12 protein-coding genes and 1 pseudogene are annotated in these 18,999 nt (G+C 72.2%); 8 read left to right on the top strand and 5 right to left on the bottom strand.

Features of this window, described 5'->3' with window-relative positions; translation table 11 throughout:
• The first annotated feature begins 24 nt into the window (after positions 1-24).
• A complete protein-coding gene (locus tag ACH4SP_RS06385; RefSeq protein ID WP_398411769.1) occupies positions 25-1,413 on the top strand; it encodes an APC family permease in 1,389 nt (462 codons plus the stop codon).
• A 113-nt stretch (positions 1,414-1,526) separates the two neighbouring features.
• Entirely contained in the window at positions 1,527-2,099 is a 573-nt protein-coding gene (locus ACH4SP_RS06380) for a MarR family winged helix-turn-helix transcriptional regulator (RefSeq protein WP_398410246.1), read from the top strand.
• A gap of 50 nt (positions 2,100-2,149) precedes the next feature.
• Here ACH4SP_RS06380 and ACH4SP_RS06375 read toward each other — a convergent pair whose 3' ends face one another.
• Positions 2,150-3,022 carry an NAD(P)-dependent oxidoreductase gene (locus tag ACH4SP_RS06375; RefSeq protein WP_398410241.1) on the bottom strand — a complete coding sequence of 291 codons (873 nt, stop codon included), beginning with the start codon at positions 3,020-3,022 and terminating at the stop codon, positions 2,150-2,152.
• Positions 3,023-3,148: 126 nt separating this feature from the next.
• Positions 3,149-3,280, bottom strand: a pseudogene (locus ACH4SP_RS06370) (ATP-binding cassette domain-containing protein); the annotation flags it as partial.
• 82 nt (positions 3,281-3,362) lie between these two features.
• On the opposite strand from ACH4SP_RS06370, the gene ACH4SP_RS06365 reads away from it, so the two are divergent.
• Together ACH4SP_RS06365 and ACH4SP_RS06360 are read left to right on the top strand one after the other, a co-directional pair.
• Entirely contained in the window at positions 3,363-4,730 is a 1,368-nt protein-coding gene (locus ACH4SP_RS06365; RefSeq protein ID WP_398410238.1) for a sensor histidine kinase, read from the top strand.
• Between the two features lie 32 nt (positions 4,731-4,762).
• Complete coding sequence (locus tag ACH4SP_RS06360) at positions 4,763-5,470, top strand: response regulator (RefSeq protein ID WP_398411768.1); 708 nt, start codon at positions 4,763-4,765, stop codon at positions 5,468-5,470.
• A gap of 35 nt (positions 5,471-5,505) precedes the next feature.
• On the opposite strand, the gene ACH4SP_RS06355 is transcribed toward ACH4SP_RS06360, so the two are convergent.
• Together ACH4SP_RS06355 and ACH4SP_RS06350 are read right to left on the bottom strand one after the other, a co-directional pair.
• Positions 5,506-6,249, bottom strand: coding sequence for a gamma-glutamyl-gamma-aminobutyrate hydrolase family protein (locus tag ACH4SP_RS06355; RefSeq protein WP_398410232.1), 744 nt, complete (start codon positions 6,247-6,249; stop codon positions 5,506-5,508).
• Positions 6,246-7,745, bottom strand: coding sequence for an aldehyde dehydrogenase (locus ACH4SP_RS06350; RefSeq protein WP_398410228.1), 1,500 nt, complete (start codon positions 7,743-7,745; stop codon positions 6,246-6,248). Before ACH4SP_RS06350 ends, ACH4SP_RS06355 begins: the two co-directional genes overlap by 4 nt.
• A gap of 314 nt (positions 7,746-8,059) precedes the next feature.
• Here ACH4SP_RS06350 and ACH4SP_RS06345 point away from each other — a divergent pair, with 314 nt between their 5' ends.
• The gene (locus tag ACH4SP_RS06345; RefSeq protein ID WP_398410225.1) at positions 8,060-10,408 is read left to right on the top strand and encodes a GTPase-associated protein 1-related protein; all 2,349 of its coding nucleotides are present in this window, start codon (positions 8,060-8,062) and stop codon (positions 10,406-10,408) included.
• Between the two features lie 119 nt (positions 10,409-10,527).
• Positions 10,528-16,518, top strand: a complete 5,991-nt coding sequence (locus ACH4SP_RS06340) for a DUF5979 domain-containing protein (protein WP_398410220.1) — start codon at positions 10,528-10,530, stop codon at positions 16,516-16,518.
• Between the two features lie 19 nt (positions 16,519-16,537).
• Here ACH4SP_RS06340 and ACH4SP_RS06335 read toward each other — a convergent pair whose 3' ends face one another.
• Positions 16,538-17,485 carry a LysR substrate-binding domain-containing protein gene (locus ACH4SP_RS06335; RefSeq protein WP_398410217.1) on the bottom strand — a complete coding sequence of 316 codons (948 nt, stop codon included), beginning with the start codon at positions 17,483-17,485 and terminating at the stop codon, positions 16,538-16,540.
• 114 nt (positions 17,486-17,599) lie between these two features.
• On the opposite strand from ACH4SP_RS06335, the gene ACH4SP_RS06330 reads away from it, so the two are divergent.
• Together ACH4SP_RS06330 and ACH4SP_RS06325 are read left to right on the top strand one after the other, a co-directional pair.
• The gene (locus ACH4SP_RS06330; protein ID WP_398410214.1) at positions 17,600-18,493 is read left to right on the top strand and encodes an NAD(P)H-binding protein; all 894 of its coding nucleotides are present in this window, start codon (positions 17,600-17,602) and stop codon (positions 18,491-18,493) included.
• Positions 18,494-18,538: 45 nt separating this feature from the next.
• The gene (locus ACH4SP_RS06325) at positions 18,539-18,928 is read left to right on the top strand and encodes a darcynin family protein (protein WP_398410212.1); all 390 of its coding nucleotides are present in this window, start codon (positions 18,539-18,541) and stop codon (positions 18,926-18,928) included.
• Positions 18,929-18,999 lie beyond the last annotated feature (71 nt).

Here is an 18,999-nt window from a genome sequence, read left to right as displayed (position 1 = left end):
CCCCGCACCCTCAAGCGGGGCGCCCTGGGCGCCCTCGGCATCCTCTTCCTGGTCCTCTCCGCGCAGGCCCCGCTGACCGGCATGGCCGGGGCCGCCCCGATCGCGATCGCCCTCGGCAACGGCCCCGGCACCCCGGCGGCGTACGCCGTCGCCGGGGGCATCGTGCTGCTCTTCTCCGTCGGCTTCGTGGCGATGAGCCGGTACGTGGTCGACGCGGGCGCCTTCTACACGTACATCGGCAAGGGGCTCGGCCGCAGCACCGGCATCGGCAGCGCGGGGGTGGCCGTCCTCGCGTACAACACCGTCCAGGCGGCGATGTACGGGCTGTTCGGCGCCACGGTCAGCGGGCTGTTCGACGTCCACGCGGGCATCGAAGTGCCGTGGTGGGCCTGCGCGTTCGTGACCATGGCGCTCGTCGAACTGCTCGGCGTGCTGGGCATCGAGGTGGGTGCGAAGGTCGTCGCGGTGTTCGTGCTCGCCGAGTTCAGCATCCTGCTGGCCTTCGGCATCGTGACACTGCTCCAGGGCGGCGGTCCCGAGGGGCTGAACGCGGGCGCGTCGTTCTCGCCCTCCGCCATGCTCGACGGCGCACCCGGCGTGGCCCTCGTCTTCGCCCTCGCCTCCATGCTGGGCTTCGAGGCCACGGCGATCTACGGGGAGGAGGCGCGCGATCCGGCGAAGACCGTGCCGCGCGCCACGTACCTGTCGGTCGCGGTCGTGACCTCCTTCTTCGCGTTCACCACGTGGATGGTGGTCGCGTCGTACGGGGCGTCGAAGAGCGCGGCGGCGGCCGGGGCCGCGCTGGAGGGCGGTGACGGGGCGGCCTTCGTGTTCGCGCCGGTGGCCGCGCGGTTCGGGGCCTGGACCAACGACGTCCTGCCGTTCCTCCTCGCCACCTCCCTCTTCGCGGGCATCGTCGCCTTCCACAACTCGGCCAACCGGTACCTCTTCTCGCTGAGCCGCGACGGTCTGCTCCCGCGCGGGCTGTCGGCACTCAACAAGCGGCAGTCACCGTGGGCGGCCGGTGTGGTCCAGACGCTGACGGCGGCGGCGCTCGCGCTGCCGTTCGCGCTGCTGGGCAAGGATCCGGTGCTGACGATGTTCTCCTGGTTCAGCGGCATCGCGGCGCTGGCGATCACGGTGCTGTACTTCCTGACGTCGGTGTCGGTGATCGTCTTCTTCCGCCGCACCCGGCAGGACGACCGGGTCTGGAACACGCTGATCGCCCCGCTGCTCGGGGCGCTCGGCATCGCGGGCGCCATCTTCCTCGTGGTGACCAACTTCCCCACCCTCATCGGCGGGAACGCGACCACCGCGACCTGGCTGGCGCTGACCGTTCCTGCGGCACTGCTGCTGTGCGCCGGACTGTCCCGGCTGCCGTACGCCCGACGGGCGGCCCGGACCGTGGACTGATGCGTTCCGGCTGCCCGCGGGCCCGCTTCCGGGCCTCTGACCAGGGATTCGGCCGCACGTACACTTTGGTACCGAACGACCGAACCGCTAGGTGTGTGTCCGAAGGAGAGCCTGTGCCCGGCCAGCGTTCCATCATCGAGACCGAGAAGCTGGTCGAGAACAAGCTCGGCGGCATCCCCATCCAGCACGAGCAGATGGCGGTCATCGCCAACATCCACCGCGCCGCGGCGGCCGTCCGCAGCCACTTCGAGAACTCGGTGCTGCGCGGCTCTGACCTCACCTGGACGGCGTTCGTGGTGCTGTGGGTGGTGTGGATCTGGGGCGAGCGCGAGACCCGGTTCGTCGCCGAGGAGGCCGGCATCTCCAAGGGCACGCTGACCGGTGTGGCCCGCACGCTCGAAGGGCGCGGGCTGGTGCGGCGCACCGACCACCCCTCGGACGGGCGGCGGGTGCTGCTCAGCCTGACCGAGGAGGGCGAGAAGCTGATGCGCCGGGTCTTCCCCGAACTGAACGCCGAAGAGGCCTTCGTGGCACAGCAGTTGAACGAGGACGAGTGCAAGTCGACTGCGGACGCCCTGCGTCGCATCGTCGTACAGGTGGAGGAGCACGGCGAGGAGCGGCGGCGCGAACTGCTGAACGGCGCGGAGCCCCCGCCGCGCCGCAGCGGTCGGCGCGCGAAGGGCTGATCAAGTCCCCTGCGAAGAAGGGGACTTGACCGCTTCACTGACTCACTCACTCACTTCTCGTCGAAGCTCGCGAAGTATCCGGCCGCCATGTCCTCGCCGCCGTGCCCCTGCGCGGAGGCGCGGCGGAAGCGGTCCCGGCCGGCCTCGGTGCCGTCCAGGCGCAGGCCCGCGCGCCCGGCCGCCTCCACCACCAGGCGGGCGTCCTTCTCCGCGTTGTCCACGGTGAAGCTGGGGGTGAGGTCGCCGCTCAGGATCGCCGCCGACTTGCCCTGGAGATAGCCGCTGTCCGTCGGGCCGCCGGAGACGACGTCGAGGAAGTGGCGCGGGTCGACGCCCAACCCCTTCGCCAGGGAGAGGACTTCGCCGACGCCGTTGGTGAGGGCGATCACCCAGGTGTTGAGGACGAGCTTGAGGCGGCTGGCCGCACCGGTCGTACCGTCGTCGCCGACCCAGACGGTGCGCGAGCCGATGACGTCGAAGAGCGGCTGGACCGTGTCCCGCGCCGACTGCGGCCCTGCCGCGAGGACGACGAGTTTCCCCTCCTCGGCGGGCTGTCGGGTGCCCTGCACGGGGGCGTCCACGAAGACCAGCCCGGCCCCGGTCGCGTACGCGGCGAGCTTGTCGACCTCCTCGCCGACGGTGCTGACCTGCACCCAGACGGTGCCGGGAGCGGGCTTCGCCGCCTGGACCGCATCGAGGACGCGGGGGCCGTCGGTGAGGACGGTCAGGACGACCCCGGCGCCGTCGACCGCGTCGGCCGGGGTGTCGGCGACGCGCACGCCGTCGGCCGCGAGGGCCTCCGCCTTGGCCCTCGTACGGTTCCATGCGCGGACGGTGAATCCGGCCCTGGCGAGGTTGCGGGCGACGGGGGCGCCGATGGTTCCGGTGCCGAGGACCGCGACGACGGGTCGGGGTGTGGTCATGTCTGAGCTCCGATCAGTTTTCCGGGCGTGCTGCTGCGCCGGCGTTCAGGGTTGAAGTTCAACACGGGGGTGGGATCCGGTCCACGATTCGGGTCCGCCCCGGGCCCGTACGCCCCGCCCCGTACGCAGCGTGGACTTGCCGCTGCCGGAAGGCCCCGTCACGGCAAGGGCCTCCCCCTGGGCGACGCTGAGCGTGAGCGGTCCGAGCCGCGGAACCCACAACAGACCCTCCCCGCGGAGGATCCGGCCGCGAGTCATCCCTGCGAACTAGGCCTCGGGGAGCGCACCTTGATCACACAGGCGGACGCGGGCCTGGTGGAGGGCGCAGCACAATGTGCGGATGGAGACGGAAGACCGGCGCGGCCGGAGCCGGAGCTGGAACTGGAGCCGGAACTGGCATCAGCAGCTCCTCGACGCGCTGCGCCCGGAGGCGAAGGCGGCCCCGCTGTCCCGGCGGGCGGTGCGCGCCGATGTGGTGCTGGCGGTCGTACTGACCGTCGTCGCCCTGTTCGTGGCGGTGCACTATCCCGGCGAAGGGCCGGTGAACATCAACCCTCCGCATGCCGATGTCGGGGCCGGGCTCCCGGCTCAGCCTCCCCCGCCCGACCCCCGGACCGGACACCCTGCTCCGCCCCCGCTGCCCACCCCCGGTCAGGTGCCCGTGGAGGACGAGCCCTCCTCCGTGCCCTGGCTGCTGGTCGTCCTGTCGACGCTGCCGCTGGCGGCCCGGCGCCGGTATCCGCTGTCGCTGTTCGTGGTGGTGCTGAGCGCGGCACTGGCCATCGGCGGCTCCGCCTCCTGGATCACCGTCCTGGCCTGTGTCGTCGGCGCCTACAGCGCCGTCGTGCACAGCCGTTACCGGACGACGGCGTTCGCCGTCCTGGTGATCGCCGCCGTGCTGTCCGGGGTCGCTCTCCGCGATGCGGAACCCGTGCTCCCCAGCTGGTCGAGCCCGGGATTCGTCCTGCTGGTGGCCGGGATGCTGGCCAGCCTCGTCCGCTTCCTGCAGCTGAAACTGGCGGGCAGCCGGGCCCGGGTCACGGAACTCCAGGAGGCCCAGGAGGAGGCCACGCGCCGGGCCGTCGAGGAGGAGCGCGCACGGATCGCCGCCGAACTCCACGACGTGGTGACCCACAATGTGAGCGTGATGGTGATCCAGGCGGGCGCGGCCCGCAAAGTGATGGACGTGGTGCCCGAGCAGTCGAAGGAAGCACTGCTCGCCGTCGAGGCGGGTGGTCGGGCCGCGATGGCCGAACTGCGCCACGTGATGGGCCTGTTGGCTGCTCCGGACCACGAGAGGCCCGACGGCCTGGAACCCCAGCCCGGCCTCGCGCAGCTCGACGCACTGGTCGCACGGGTGCGCGCCGCCGGTACGCCCGTGAGCGTCGAGGTGTCGCTGCCGCCGGACCCGCTCCCACCGGGCGTGGACCTCGCGGCGTACCGCGTCGTGCAGGAGGCGCTGACCAACACCATCAAGCACGCGCGCGGCGCGGAGGCGTCCGTGACCATCGACCACACCGACGGCTCCCTGGAGATCGAGGTCACGGACACCGGCGGCGGCAGTGACGCCCCGCCGGTGGAGAGCAACGGCCGTGGCCACCTGGGACTGCGCGAGCGATTGGCCGTCTACCGGGGCGAGTTGACCGCCGGGCCGACGATGACCGGCGGCTACCAGGTCACGGCCCGTATCCCGCGGAGCAGCATATGAACCACCACGCGGAGCACCGCACGAACGACAACATGAACCACCCCGTGCACCACCGCACGAGCACGGACCAGCCGCCCCTGCGCGCCGTCATCGCCGACGACCAGGCCCTCGTACGCACCGGTTTCAAGATGATCCTGGCGGCGGACGGCATCGAGGTCACGGCCGAGGCGGCCGACGGGGCCGAGGCCGTCGCAGCGGTCCGCCGTACGCGGCCCGACGTCGTCCTCATGGACATCCGGATGCCGGGGATGGACGGCATCGAGGCCACCCGGCGCATCATCGGCGACGCGGGCCTGACCGGAACGCGGGTCATCATCCTCACCACGTACGACCTCGACCACTACGTCTACGCCGCGCTCACGGCCGGCGCCAGCGGCTTCCTCCTCAAGGACGCCTCCCCCGAACACCTCGTGTCCGCCCTGCACCTGGTGCGGACCGGCGACGCCCTCCTCGCCCCCGCGATCACCCGTCGGCTGATCGAGCGCTTCGCCCCGCACGAGGAACCGCGGACCGCCGCCCCGCACCGCGACCCGTCCGGCCTGACCCCGCGCGAGCTTGAGGTGCTCCGCCTGCTCGCGACGGGCCTCAGCAACGCCGAACTCGCCTCCCGGCTGTTCCTCAGCCCGGCCACGGTCAAGAGCCACGTCGGCCGTATCCTGGCGAAGCTGGACCTGCGCGACCGCATCCAGGCCGTCGTCTTCGCCTACGAGACGGGGCTGATCGCTCCGGGAGGGGGCTGATCGCCCAGGGCGGGGCGAACCCGGCTGACTGAGCGTCAGTTGCGGGCGGCCGCCGCGCGCACCAGTGCGTCGAACAGCCCCTGCTGCGTGCGGTCGCGCGCCGCGGTGTCCTCCGGGTGCCACTGGACGGCGACGAACCAGCCCTGGGCCGGGGCGAGTTCGATGGCCTCGACCGTGCCGTCGGCGGCGAAGGCGGTGGGGTGCAGCCCCTTGCCGAGTGCGTCGACGCGCTGGTGGTGGTAGCAGGAGGCGTTCACCTTGTCGGCCCCCGCGGCGACCGCGACGGCCGAGCCCGGCTTGAGCGTGACCGGGTGGACCAGGTGCCGGTGCGCGCACTCGGGGCCGCCCATGTCCTGCTGGAGGGTGCCGCCGAGGGCGACGTTGACGACCTGGAGGCCGCGGCAGATCGCGAACAGGGGCAGGCCCGCGCCGAGGGCGGCGTGCGCCACGGCCAGGTCGAAGGCGTCCTGCTCGGCGTCGACGTCGTACACGCTCTCGTGGGCGTCGGCCGCGCCGTAGCGGTACGGGGCCAAGTCGCCGCCTCCGGGCAGCAGTACGCCGTCGCAGCGGGCGAGGCGGGCGCCGACCCCGGCCGGGTCGGCCGCTCCCCCGGGTGCGTACGGGTGCAGCATGAACGGTTCGCCGCCCGCCCGCCACACGGCGTCGACGACCGCGCGGGCGGTGACCTCCGCGGTGTACCGCAGGGCGGAGGTGGAGGCGGCGAACCGGTTCGGGACCGCGATCAGCGGCCGCAGGTGAGGGGTGCGAGGGGTGCTCACAGCTGGATCCAGGTGGTCTTCAGCTCGGTGTACTTCTCCAGCGCGTGCGCGGACTTGTCGCGGCCGTTGCCGGACTGCTTCATTCCGCCGAAGGGGACGGTGAGGTCGCCCTCCTCGTAGCAGTTGACCCAGACGGTTCCGGCCCGCAGTCGGCGGGAGACCTGGTGGGCGGTGGAGAGGTTCGAGGTCCAGAGCCCGGCGGCGAGGCCGTACTCGGTGTCGTTGGCCAGCTCCACCGCCTCGTCGACGGTGTCGAAGGTGAAGACGGAGAGCACGGGACCGAAGATCTCCTCCCGGGCGAGCCGCGCGTCCCGGCCGACCCGGTCGAAGACGGTCGGCGCCAGGTAGGTGCCGCCGGTCTCCTCGTGCAGCCGTACGCCGCCGGTGCGCAGCCGGGCGCCCTGGGCGAGGCCCGTGCCGATGTGGCCGAGGACCTTCGCCAGGTGCGCCTCGCCCGCCAGCGCGCCCATCTCGGTCGCCGGGTCGAGCGGGTCGCCGACCTTGAGCGCCTGCGCCCTCTGGACCACGGCGTCGACCACCCGGTCGGCGACCGAGGAGTGCACGAGCAGCCGGGAGGGCGCGGTGCACATCTCGCCCTGGTTGAAGAAGATGCCCCAGGCGGCGGTGGCGGCGGCCTGCTCCAGGTCGGGGGCGTCGGGCAGCACGATGTGGGGGGACTTGCCGCCCAGTTCCAGCCACACCCTCTTGAGGTTGGAGTCGGCGGCGTAGCGCAGGAAGTGGCGGCCGACGGCGGTGGATCCGGTGAAGGCGAGGACGTCGACGCCGGGGTGCAGGCCGAGGGCGCGTCCGGCGGTCGGCCCGTCGCCCGCGACGACGTTGAGAACGCCGTCCGGCAGCCCGGCTTCCGTACCGAGCCGGCCGAGCAGCAGCGCGGAGAGCGGCGACAGTTCGGAGGGTTTCAGTACGACGGTGCAGCCGGCGGCCAGCGCGGGGGCGATCTTCCAGCCGGCGAGGGTGAGCGGGAAGTTCCACGGCACGACCGCGCCGACGACTCCGGCGGGTTCGCGGGTGACGAGGGCGAGGGCGTCGGGGGCGGTGTGCGGGGCCTCGTCGGTGAGCTTGTCGGCGAGACCGCCGTAGTAGCGGAAGGTGTGGACGAGGGCGCGCAGTTCGATGCCGTACGCGTCCGAGATCGGCTTGCCCACCTCCAGGGTGACGGTGAGCGCGAGGTCGGCGCGCCGCTCCTCGATCAGGTCGGCGAACCCGAGCAGGATCCTGCCGCGCTCGGCGGGGGCGAGGCGGGGCCACGGGCCGTGGTCGAAGGCGCGGCGGGCGGCGGCGACGGCGAGGTCCACCTCGGCCTCGCCCGCGTCGGCGACACGTGTCAGCTCCTTCCCGTCGCGGGGCGAGACGACAGCGAAGTCCGCCTTGCCCTGAGTGCCGCCGGGCACCTCCTCGCGGCCGTCGATGTGATGACCGGTCGGATGCCGGAGCGCGTGGGCCCGCAGCAGCCAGTCTTCGTACGAAATGTCCACGGTGGGGCACCTCCGGGGTTCGCGGCCCGATCACCGGGCCGGGCGCGCGGGCTGTCCGAGCGGACAGGGCGGCACCATCGCGTTTCCATTTGACCCCAAACGATAAGCGGATGCGGGGAGTGGTCACAAGAGCCGCAGCGAGTCGTTTCCCGCCTTCTCACGAGCATGAAAATCCCGCAAAGCGCAGCAAGTAGCGCCGGGATCTGCTGGTATAGGTCCGTCGCAGGGAAAAGTGATCTTGGAGGTACGCCAGCAAGGCGCCGGGTACAACATCCCTGTCGTCCCACCCACCGCACCAAGGGAGCGAGCGACTGATGAGCCTGGCCCAGCTTCACTACACTTCGGCCGCCGGGTTCACGGCGGTCAGCCCCGAAGTCCCGCGCACGCTCCTCGACGAGGCCGAGGAGGTGCTGGCCGCATTCCCCGCCTCGGCGTTCTCCTTGACCCAACTCTCTGACGGCAGCCGCCTGTTGAGCCGTACGACCACCGACCCGGAGACCGGCGCCGCGCACACCCACGCCGTGCACCTGCCCGCCGGGGAGCGGCTGCCGGGCGGCGCGCTGCCCGTCACCGCGTGGGACTCGCCGCGCTGGGCGCCGGTCGCACCCGCCCCGGGCGGCTCTCCCGCACCGCTGGAACTGCTCACCCCCGCCGCGGGCTTCTTCGACCGGGACGGCCTGGCGGACTTCGCGACCGCGCGCGGGCCGCGCCTGGCGGGCGTGCTGGCGGACGTACGGCGCCTCTGCGAGGACCCTGGCGCGGAACCGGTGGTGCTGGTCGAGGAGGAACCGGCGGACGTCGCGCGCTGGGTGGCGGTGCTGGGCGCGGCACTGCCGCGCGAGCACGCGCACGGGCTGACGTTCACGACGTACGCGGAACGCCCGGAGCACGCGCTCCAGCAGATCGTCGGGACGTCACCGGACGTGGTGTTCCCGGCGGCGGGATTCCGGGTGCACGGGGAGGGGCGCGACGGGACGACGGATCCGCACACCGACGCCTGGACGCACACCTCGACGGAGGCCCGCACCGGGACGGCACCGGACGACGCACCGGAACCGCCGCCGTGGGCCTGGCCCGGCGAGAACCCGGAGGCCGGGACAGGACTCGGCGCCGCCGGGGCGGGAGCGCGCTCCCATGGTTCCCCGCAGACCTCGGCCGCCGCGCGCACCGCCCAGGGCGGCGATCCCTGGGCCGCCGTCGCCGCGCAGGTCTGGCTGGCCGGGCGGCCCGAGCTCTTCAAGCGGGCAGCCGCCCAACCCTCCCTCTACGACGGCGAGTTCGAGGCGGGTCCGCTGGCGGCCACCGCGCTCAGCGCCGGGGTTCCGCTCGACTCCCTGGGGCGTACGGCAGCCGCCGTCTGGGCCCGGGAGCACGCCGACGCACTGTCCGCCGGTGACTGGCCCGCCCTCCTCGGCGCGCTCTGCGCGCCCGTTCCCGGCTCTCGCCCCGGCGGCGAACTGGACGCTCTGGAGCAGCTCGCCGAGCGCATCGACGGCAAGGTGCCCGCCGAGGCGACGGCCCAGCTGGCCGCGCTCCTCGCCGCCGAGGACGACAATCCGGCCGCCGTCCCCGAGCTGGCCCGCCGGCTGGCGCACGAACTCCTCGCCGACCCCGACCGGGCACGCGGCGCGGCCGTCCAGGAAGCCCTCACCCGGCACTCGGCACTGCATGCCCAACTCCTCGTACATCTGGATGAGTTGGCACCGGACAATCCGTTCTCGCTGGTACGCCTCCTGCATTCGGCGGACCTGATGCGCGGGACCCCGGAGGGCCTGCCGCATCTGCGGATGTGCGCCGCGTACCCGGAGCCGGGGGCCGAGCCGGGGGCGGGCACGGGGGACCGCGACTCCACCCTGCAGACCGTGCTGCGCGCCGCCGGGGTCTCCCCCATGATCGAGCCGCTCGTCCTGCGCACCGGCTTCCGGCTGGTCTGGCCGGGCGAGCTCCTGCCCACCCCGCAGGAGGCCCGCTGGATCCTGGGCGAGACGGGTTCGGACGCGCACCGTACGGCGGGCACGTATCCGGAGCTGATCCGGGCCGCCCTCGAAGGCCCGGCCGACGACCCGGACGTCACCCCGCTCGCCACCGACCTGATCCGCTGCTTCCCGCACGAGATCGACACCCGGCAGCTGGGCGCCCTGCGACTGCTGGAGTTCGCCGAGTCGCTGGCCGAAGGGCGTGCGGGGGCGGGCCCGGTGGCCACCGCGCTCACGCTGCGCTCGGCGGCCCACCCCGTCGAACTCCCCGTGCTGCAGCGGGTGTTCGGCCTCCTCGCCCGCGACCTGCTCTCCGAGCAGCGCCCGCTGGGCGAGCTCTCCGCCCTGGCCCGCTCCGGCGACCCGGACCTGCTCGGCGCGTACGCGGCGACGGCCCGCTCGGCCCCGCTCCAGGACCGGCTGCGCACCACGCCCTCGTACGCCGCCGACTGCTTCACCGCCTGGAGCGCGCACCCCGGTGCGAGTCCACTGTGGGACGAGACCCGCAGCGCCCTCCTGGAGGAGGTCCTGCGTCCCGCACTGCAACATCTGACGAGCCGTGAAGTCTCGGCCGTCACCGATCAGTTGGGGCGCTCCGGCGGCAGCCAGGCGGCCGACTTCCGCGCCTGGCACCGCTCGTCGGGCGGCGCACTGGGACGACTGGCGAGGCGCTTCGGGCGACGGTGACCGAACGTAACCATCTCGGGGTGACCGCGACCGATTGCTAGGTCCATTCAGGCATAAAACATACTTCCACCCCCGCATGTGGATAACTTATTCGACACGGAGTGTGACTCTGAGGCGCAATGGCACAGAGAGCCAAAGCGGCCAAGGAGTGGATCGTGCGGGAACGGATCATGCGGAGCGGCCTGGCCACGGCCGTGCTGCTGTCATCGGTGGCGGGCACCCTCGCCGCGGCGCCCGGCGCCGCCGCGCGAGCCGCGGAGGCCGAGGTGGGCATCACCAAGCGGGTCACAGGCGCGACGATGCCCGTCGAACCCGGGGGCGTGTTCTCGTACGTCCTCACCTCCTCCTGCTCGTCATTGACGACGGCGTGCCTCAACCCGGTGGTCGAGGACGTGCTGCCGGCCGGATTCGACATCACTTCGCTGCCGAAGTCGACCGACGCCCGCACGGTGACCTACGACCCGGCCACCCGGAAGCTGACGATCCGGTTCGCCGAGCCGCTCCCGAGTCCGCCGGCCCCCGCCGGATCGGCAGGACTGCCCGCGGGTGTCAGCCGTGACATCTCCATCGGGATGCGGGTGCCCGCCGAGACCGCGCTGACCGACGGCGCGAAGATCCCGAACACGGCGACCATCGACGCCGACAACGCCGATCCGGAGTCCTCCACGGCGGAAGTGACGGTCCGCATCCCGCGTGTCGTGCGCCCCGCGACCACCAAGAAGTGGTCGTCCGCCTCGGCCGTCGCCCAGTCCGGGGACACCTCCACCATCACCCTCGGCGTGCGGAACGGCTCGTCCACCTCCGCCGACGTGACCGCGCTGACGGTCGGCGACACGACCCCGGCCACGTACGAGAACTTCGACGTGACGGGCGTCGGCCCGGTGTCCCGTTTCCCCGCCGGGGCGGACCGGGTACGCGTGCTGGTGTGCACGAAGCCGACCAGCACCCCCTGTGCGCCGGGTGAGTTCACGGCAGGCCCCGTCGGAGCCGGGCCCGGGGTGACCCTGCCGCCGGGGATCTCGCCCGACCGGATCACGGGCGTGAAGTTCGAGTTCACCGCCGCTTCCGGGGCGAAGCTGCCGTACGACGCGACCGGCGGCCAGGTCGCCCTCAACGTGAAGCTGCGCGACACCGTCCGCGCGACCGGCCAGCCCCTGAACCCGACGACCCGTCAGCAGGTGCGCAACTGCTCCTCGGTGAGCGCCCGCGACACCACGGCGGGGACGGTCAACGGGCCCGATGCCTGCGCCACGTACGACATCCTTCCGAACATCGCCACGGTGCAGGGCACCAAGTCCTTCTTCTCCGACACGGACGGGAACTACCGGGAGGACGGCACGGCGATCATCGGCACGAAGCCGCCCGTCAGCATGGTCGTCGGCGCCCGCAACACGGCGTCGTTCCCGGTCGCGACCCTGACCATCACCGAGCCCTCGGCGACGGCGGTCAGCGAGTTCGACAAGTTCGACGCGTCGAAGATGGCGGTGGAGTTCCCCGCGGGAGCCACCTCGGCCACCCTCACCGTGGTGTGCCGCGACGGCTCCAGGCCGGCCCCGCTCCAGCTCTCCCCGACCACCGCCCGGCAGGAGCTGCCGAACACCGGGTGCCCGGCGGGCAGCCCGCCGAAGCAGGTCTCGATCACCTTCAGGGGCACCGACGCGAAGGGCAGCGGCAGCATCGCGCCCAACGCCCTCGGACGGCTCTCCCTGCACGGCACCCTCAACGACAAGGCCGTCGCCCAGGACGCCGTCGACGGGATCGCCAACTGCGCGGACGTGTCCGCCACCAACCCGGTGGACGGCTCGGGTTCGGGTTCCGGCACCGCCTGCCAGAGCCTGCGCCCGCAGAACCCGCGCGACGACATCCGCGCCTCCAAGTCGGCGGACAAGACGGAGATCCCGCCCGGCACCCCGGTGACGTTCACCCTGGACCTGGCCAACGCGGGCACCACGCCCCTCGACCGGCCCGCGATCACCGACCCGCCCGACCCGACCGCCGCCGGGAACCCGTTCGACGTCGTACGCCTCACCGAACTCAAGTTGCTCTACCGCGAACCGTCCGGTCTTCCCGTACTCCTTGAGGTGTACGACCCGACGGCCGCGCGGTGGGTGGCGTACGACGAGGCGGACACCGCGCTGCTGACCCGCGCGAAGGGGGTCAGGGCCCGGCTCGCCGACGGCAGCCTGCCGCCGAACGGGCGGATCATGGTCAATGTGGTGGTGCAGCGCCGGGACGGCATCGCCGACGACGTCAGCTTCCGCAACTGCGCGCAGATGACCTCCAACGGCCGGCCGATCGGCGGCAACGCCTGCACGGGCGAGTCCAGCATCACCAAGCCCGCCCGCAGCGGCGGCTCCGTACAGAAGTCGATCTCACCGTCCACGGTCGCCAGGACCCTGCCCGGTGTCCGCCGCCAGGAGCCCGACGTACGCATCGAGGCCCGCAACACCGGCAACATCAACCTCAAGGAAATCGTCGTCACGGACGCCGACGCGGACTTCTTCGACGCCGCCGACTTCGTCCGCATCACCGGCGTCACCTTCCCGCCCGGCGCCAACCGGGTGCGCGTCGACGCGTGCACCACCGGCTGCACGGCCAACCCGCCGGTGTACGTCAACGGCTCGGCCGTCTCCTCCACCACCCCGGGCCTGCCGGCCGGTGTCGACGCGGCCGACGTACGCGGGCTGCGGTTCACCTTCTCGCACTCCAGCGGCGGTTACGTCCTGACGCCCGGCGCCCCCGACCGGCGCGGTGCCTGCCCGAACATCGTCTGCTTCAAGGTCGCGGCCCGGCAGAACCTCCGCTCCGACCCCGGCACCCCGATCCCCGAGACGCTCTCCGACACGGCGAGCGCGGCGGGCGAGAGCGCCCTCCAGCAGCCCGGCCAGAAGTTCCCGTTCGGGGACAGTACGGCGACCCTGAAGGTGCAGGAGGGGCGCGGCAGGCTGGCCGTCGCGAAGGGCCCCGACTCGCGCATCGGGCCCGGCGAGAGCGCCCCGTTCACGCTGACCGTCCGCAACACCGGCACCGGCCAGATCGGCGGGCTCGTGCTGGCCGACCCGATCCCGGAGCTGCTTCGCTTCGACGAGACGTACGCGGGTGACGGCGGACTGCCGTTCCGGATGACGTTCAAGGTGCCCGCGGGCACGCCCAACCCGCCGCAGCCGGTGTACGAGCCGACCCGCGGACCCGACGGCCGGGTCACGCACGTCAGGTGGCGCTTCCCGGACTGGTCGATGCTGCCCGGCGCCGAAATCAAGATCACCTTCCAGGTGAAGCTCGCACCCGGCGTGCCCGGCGACTCCGTCGTGCAGAACGTGTTCGGCGCGGGCTCGGACAGGGACAAGGACATGGAGTGCCAGAAGGACTCCGTGCGCGACGGCGAGAGCGTGGACGACACCAAGAACTTCGGCCCTGGGCGCTTCTGCACCTCCCGCGCCGAGATCACCACGCTGCCCGGTACCGCGTTCGAAGCCAGCAAGTGGGTCGCGGGGAACGACTCGCTCGGCTTCTACAACACGGTGACCAAGAGCTACGTGGGCCTGGACTCGCCCGCCTGCCCGATGCTCAAGCAGGGCGGCAGGACCTACACCCAGTACCCGTGCATCGCGCTCCTGCAGCCCGGGGAGAACTTCGAGTACCTGCTGCGGGCCGTCAACTCCGGTACCGACGAGACCACCGAGGTACGCCTCCTCGACGTCTTCCCCTACCTCGGTGACACCGGGGTCCTGCTCGGCAACCAGCAGCGCGGCACCGAGTGGAACCCCCGCCCCCGGCTGACCGGCGCCCCCGAACTGATCGGCCCCGGCACCCTGGAGACCAGGTACGCGACCGTCGCGAACCCCTGCTCCGACCTGATCGCCACCCCGCGCCGCGACTGCGCCAAGGGCGACTGGAAGCCCGGCCACACCACGGAGGCCACCGGCGTCGAGATGCGCGTCACCTTCAACCAGACGCTGCCGCCCGGCGGCGAGGTGTACGTACGGATGCCGATGTCCTCCCCCGTCGACCTGGACAAGCCCGGCGACCCGGCCGTGGCCTGGAACTCCTTCGCCCACTCCGAGACCGTCATCCAGAACGGCCGCAAGCAGGACCTGCCGACCACCGAGCCGCCCAAGGTGGGCATCGGGATGCGGTTCGGCAACCTGCGCGTGGACAAGATCGAGGTGAACAGGCCCGACGGCGTCGTGGTCGGCTCGTACAAGGCCGGTTACCGCTGCACGGTCACTCCGGAGGGCGGCGCCCCGCAGGTCGTCCGCGAGGGCGTCTTCGAGCTCACCCCGTACACCCCGATGGCGCTGGTGGGCGTGCCCGCAGGAGCGCGCTGCGAGGTCTGGGAGATCGATTCGAACGGTCTGCAGAGCGAACACCTCGGCGAAGCGAACGCACAGGTCGTCGTCATCACCCCGGCCACCCCCGACGAGCGCGGTGAGCACATCGAGCTCACCAACACCTATGTGGACGCGGCGCTGAAGGTTCGCAAGAAGACGACCGGTCCGGCTGCCGAGGAGTTCGGCAAGGGGCCGTTCACGGTACGGGTCTCCTGCCTCTTCCGGGGCAGCCCGCTGCCCGGCTTCCCCAAGGACCTCACCTTCCACGGCGACGGCGAGATCCCGCTCGACGGACTGCTGGAGGGCACCCGCTGCACGGCGACCGAGCCGGACCAGGGCGGTGCCGCTTCGGTGGACGTGACGGCGACGGACTCGTCCGAGGCCGAGGTCGCCGTCATCGGCTCCGTACCGGACAAGACCGCAGGTCTGACCATCACCAACGACTTCCCGACCGGTTCGCTGCGCGTGCTCAAGCAGGTACGCGGCCAGGGCATCGACTTCGCCGACCGGACCTTCCGGTTCCGGGTGCTGTGCTCGTTCAACGGCCGCAAGGACGCTGTCGTCCGTACGGTAACGGTGCGCGCACCTCGTCTCGTCGGCCAGGTCGACGACATTCCGGTCGGCGCCGAGTGCACCGTGGAGGAGATCGACCCGGCGGGCGCCGACGAGACTCCGCCGCCGGTCGGCCCGGTGACCATCACCAAGGGCGGCGGGACTTCGACCGTCGCGGTGGACTTCACCAACACCTTCTCCCTCGGCAGCCTCACCCTCCGCAAGGAGATCGAGGGCGCCCCGGCGGACGCTCCGTACGCCCAGGGCTACGTCTTCCGCGTCACCTGCATCCGCGAGGCGGAGAGCCCCGACGGTGACCCCGTCGTCGCCTTCGTCATCCGCAAGCGGTTCACGCTGAAGGCGGGCGAGACGCTGAACGTGCCGGGCGACCTGCCGATCGGCGCCCGCTGCTGGGCCGAGGAGATGAGCGACGGCGGCGCGACCCACACGGACATCGACCACGGCAGCCACGGCAGCGCGGTCGTCGTCACGAAGGACGCGCCGGAGGTGTCGATCACCGCGAAGAACTCGTACGAGACCGGCACGCTCCGCCTCGCCAAGAAGGTCGTCGGCCAGGCTTCCGGCCGCCCCTTCGTCCTGGCCCTCTCCTGCACCCTGCGCACCAAGGACGGCAAGGAGCTGACACTGGTGGACCGCCGCCGCTACACCTTCACGGGCGCCGGTTCCCGCACCGTCGACGACCTCGGCTTCCCGCTCCCCCGGGGCACCAAGTGCTGGGCGACGGAGCCGGACAACGGCGGGGCGACCAGCAGCACGGTCGACCACGGCACTCCGGAGAAGGCGGTCACGATCGGTGGCAAGGACTCGGAGCCGCTCACGATCACGGCGACGAACACCTTCGTTCCGAAGCCGCCGCCCGCCAAGGTCCGGTTCACGGTCGCCAAGCAGGTGGTGGGCCACGGCCCCGGCCCGTTCGCGTTCCGTGCGACGTGCACGGCGCCGGGTGCCGGGCGTCCGTTCCTCAACGAGCAGTTCACCCTCCAGGCCGGCCGCAGCCGGACCTTCGCCGTCCCGGTGGGCTCGGTCTGCTCGGCGAAGGAGACGAGCGTGCCGCGCGGCGCGAAGGTGACGGTCCGCGACTCGGACCCGGGCACCGCGGGCGGCGCGACGGACGGTGTGGTGCGGGCCAAGGGCGACGTGTGGGTGCGGGTCACCAACACGTTCCCGACGAAGCCGGTCAAGCCGACGAAGCCCGGCGGTCACTGACAGGCTGCCAGGACCCTCGTCACGTGGCCGGGCTCCCGGGTGCCTGAAGGGTCCGGCGGACGGCGCCGCGGAGCCAGTGGTGGCCGCCGTCCGCCGCGTGGCGAGGGTGCCACGCCATGCCGAGGACCACCGGCGGCAGCGGCAGCGGGATGTCGAGGAGGCGCAGCCCGAGGGCGGTCGCGGAGTCGGTGAGGGAGGAGGGAGCGGCGCCGGAGGGAGCGACGGGGACGAGGCACACCACATCGCTGCGGGCGGCGAGGGCCATCGCCGCGATGTGGCTGGGGAGTACGACGGCGACCCGCCGCTGGAGATTCCGCTCGGCCAGCGCGGTGTCCAGGGGGCCGGTGATCCGGCCGCGACGGCTCACCGCGACGTGTTCGGCGGCGGCGAGCCGCTCCGGGGTCAGGGGCCCTTCGGCAAGGGGGTGGCCCGGCCTGACGGCCGCCGCCATCCGCAGGGTGACCAGCTCTTCGACCCGGGTCTCGGGGTCGACGTGATCGATGGCCCCGACCTCCAGGGCGACCCGGCCCTCGCGCAGCGCAGGGCCGCCCTCCCACTCCTCCGCCAGAAACCGGAGCGATACGCCCGGCGCTTCCTCCCGGGCCAGCCGCAACAGCCCGGGAACGAGCGCCGCGCCCACCAAATCAGCCGTCTGCAGAGTGAAGACGGCGCGCAGCGCTGCGAGGTCCACACCGGCTCCGGGAGTGAGCAGCGCACCGATGTCGCGCACCACCGCAGCGGCCTGTTCGCGCAGGGCCACGGCGCGCGGGGTGGGGACCATGGTCTGGCCGGCCCGGACCAGGAGGGGGTCCTGGAGGACGCGCCGGAGGCGGGCGAGGGTGCGGCTCATCGCGGCGGGGGACGTGTGCAGGCGGGCGGCGGCCCGGGTGACGCTCTGCTCGGCCAGCAGGGCGTCCAGCGCGAGGGCGAGATTGGCGTCGACGACAGGCTCTTGACTGCTACTCATGGGCATAATTCCATTTCGGGCAATGATTCCGTGCTGAAGTTCCCATTGTGGCAACACGGCGGCGCTCCGCAGGATGAGGGACGTACCGATCCGGCGCGACCCACGAGGTTTTCCATGATCGTCATCACTGCTCCCACCGGGAACATCGGCCGCCAACTGCTGCCCCTTCTCCTGGAGTTGGCCCCCTCCCACGGCGAGGCACTGCGCGTGGTCGTGCGCGACCCGGCCCGTCTTCCCGACGGGGTGCGCGAACGCGTCGAGGTGATCACCGGTTCACACGGTGACGCCGAGGTCGTCGACCGCGCCTTCGAGGGGGCGGACGCCGTGTTCTGGCTCGCCCCTCCGGACGCCTCCCTGACCCCGGAGGACGCTTTCCCCGGCTTCACCCGCCCTGCCGCGAAGGCTCTCGCCGCTCATGGCGTCGGCCACGTCGTCGGCGTCTCCGCGCTCGGTCGCGGCACCGCGGTCGCCGGCCGCGCGGGGCTGGTCACCGCGTCCCTGGCCGCGGACGACGTCATCGCGGAATCCGGGGTGGCGTACCGGGCACTGGCCAACCCGTCCTTCTTCGAGAACCTGCTGGAGGAGGCCGAATCGATCCGCGAGAAGGGCGTCTTCACCGACACTGCTGACGCCGACCTCAAGGCGCCCCGCGTCGCCGTCGCCGACATCGCAGCCGTCGCCGCGGGCCTGCTGCTCGACCGCTCGTGGACCGGCAACGACAGTGTCCCGATCCTCGGGCCGCAGGACCTGTCCCCCCACGACCTGGCGCGCATCATGACCGAGCAGTTCGGCCGCCCCGTCCGTTACGAACGCCAGTCGCTCGCCGCGCTCCACACCGACCTGATCGGCTACGGCGTCAACGAGGAGTTCGCCCAGGGCCTCGTCGACATGAAGCGGGCCAAGGACGAGGGACTCGACGCGGGCGTCACCCGCACCCCGGACACCGCATCGCCCACCACGTTCGAGGAGTGGTGCGCGCGGGTCCTCAAGCCCGCCGTTCTCTCCTGAACATCCTTTTCCAGCAAGCCCGTTCACCACTTTGGAGACACCGTCATGTCCACCGTCACGCCCAGCGTCACGCCCACCGCCGAAACCACGCCGCCGGTCACCGCGTTCATGCTCGTCAAGACCACGCCCGAATGGCTGGCCATGACACCGCCGGAGCGCATGGACGCCTTCGCCACCCAGGTCATCCCCGCGATCAAGGCCAAGACCACCGGCGTCCGATCGCGCTTCTACGACACGGAGTTCTACTCCACCCGCGTCACCGACGTCTGGGTCTGGGAGGCCGACGACCACGGCGCCTACCAGCTGCTCATCGACGCGCTGCGCGAAACCCCGTTCTGGGACCGCTACTTCGAGGTGGTGGACCTGCTCGTCGGCACCGAGAACGGCTACGCCCGCACGTACGGCTTCGACCCCATCACCACGATCAGCACCTGATACGTCATCCGTCCCGCGACGCGGCCGCTCCCGTTCCTCCGGGGGCGGCCGCGATGCTTCAAAGCCTCCGC

Source organism: Streptomyces sp. NPDC021093 (genome assembly GCF_044333135.1).
Lineage (GTDB): Bacteria > Actinomycetota > Actinomycetes > Streptomycetales > Streptomycetaceae > Streptomyces.
Note: the sequence above shows the minus strand (reverse complement) of the source record. Positions and strands in the feature narration are given on the sequence as shown.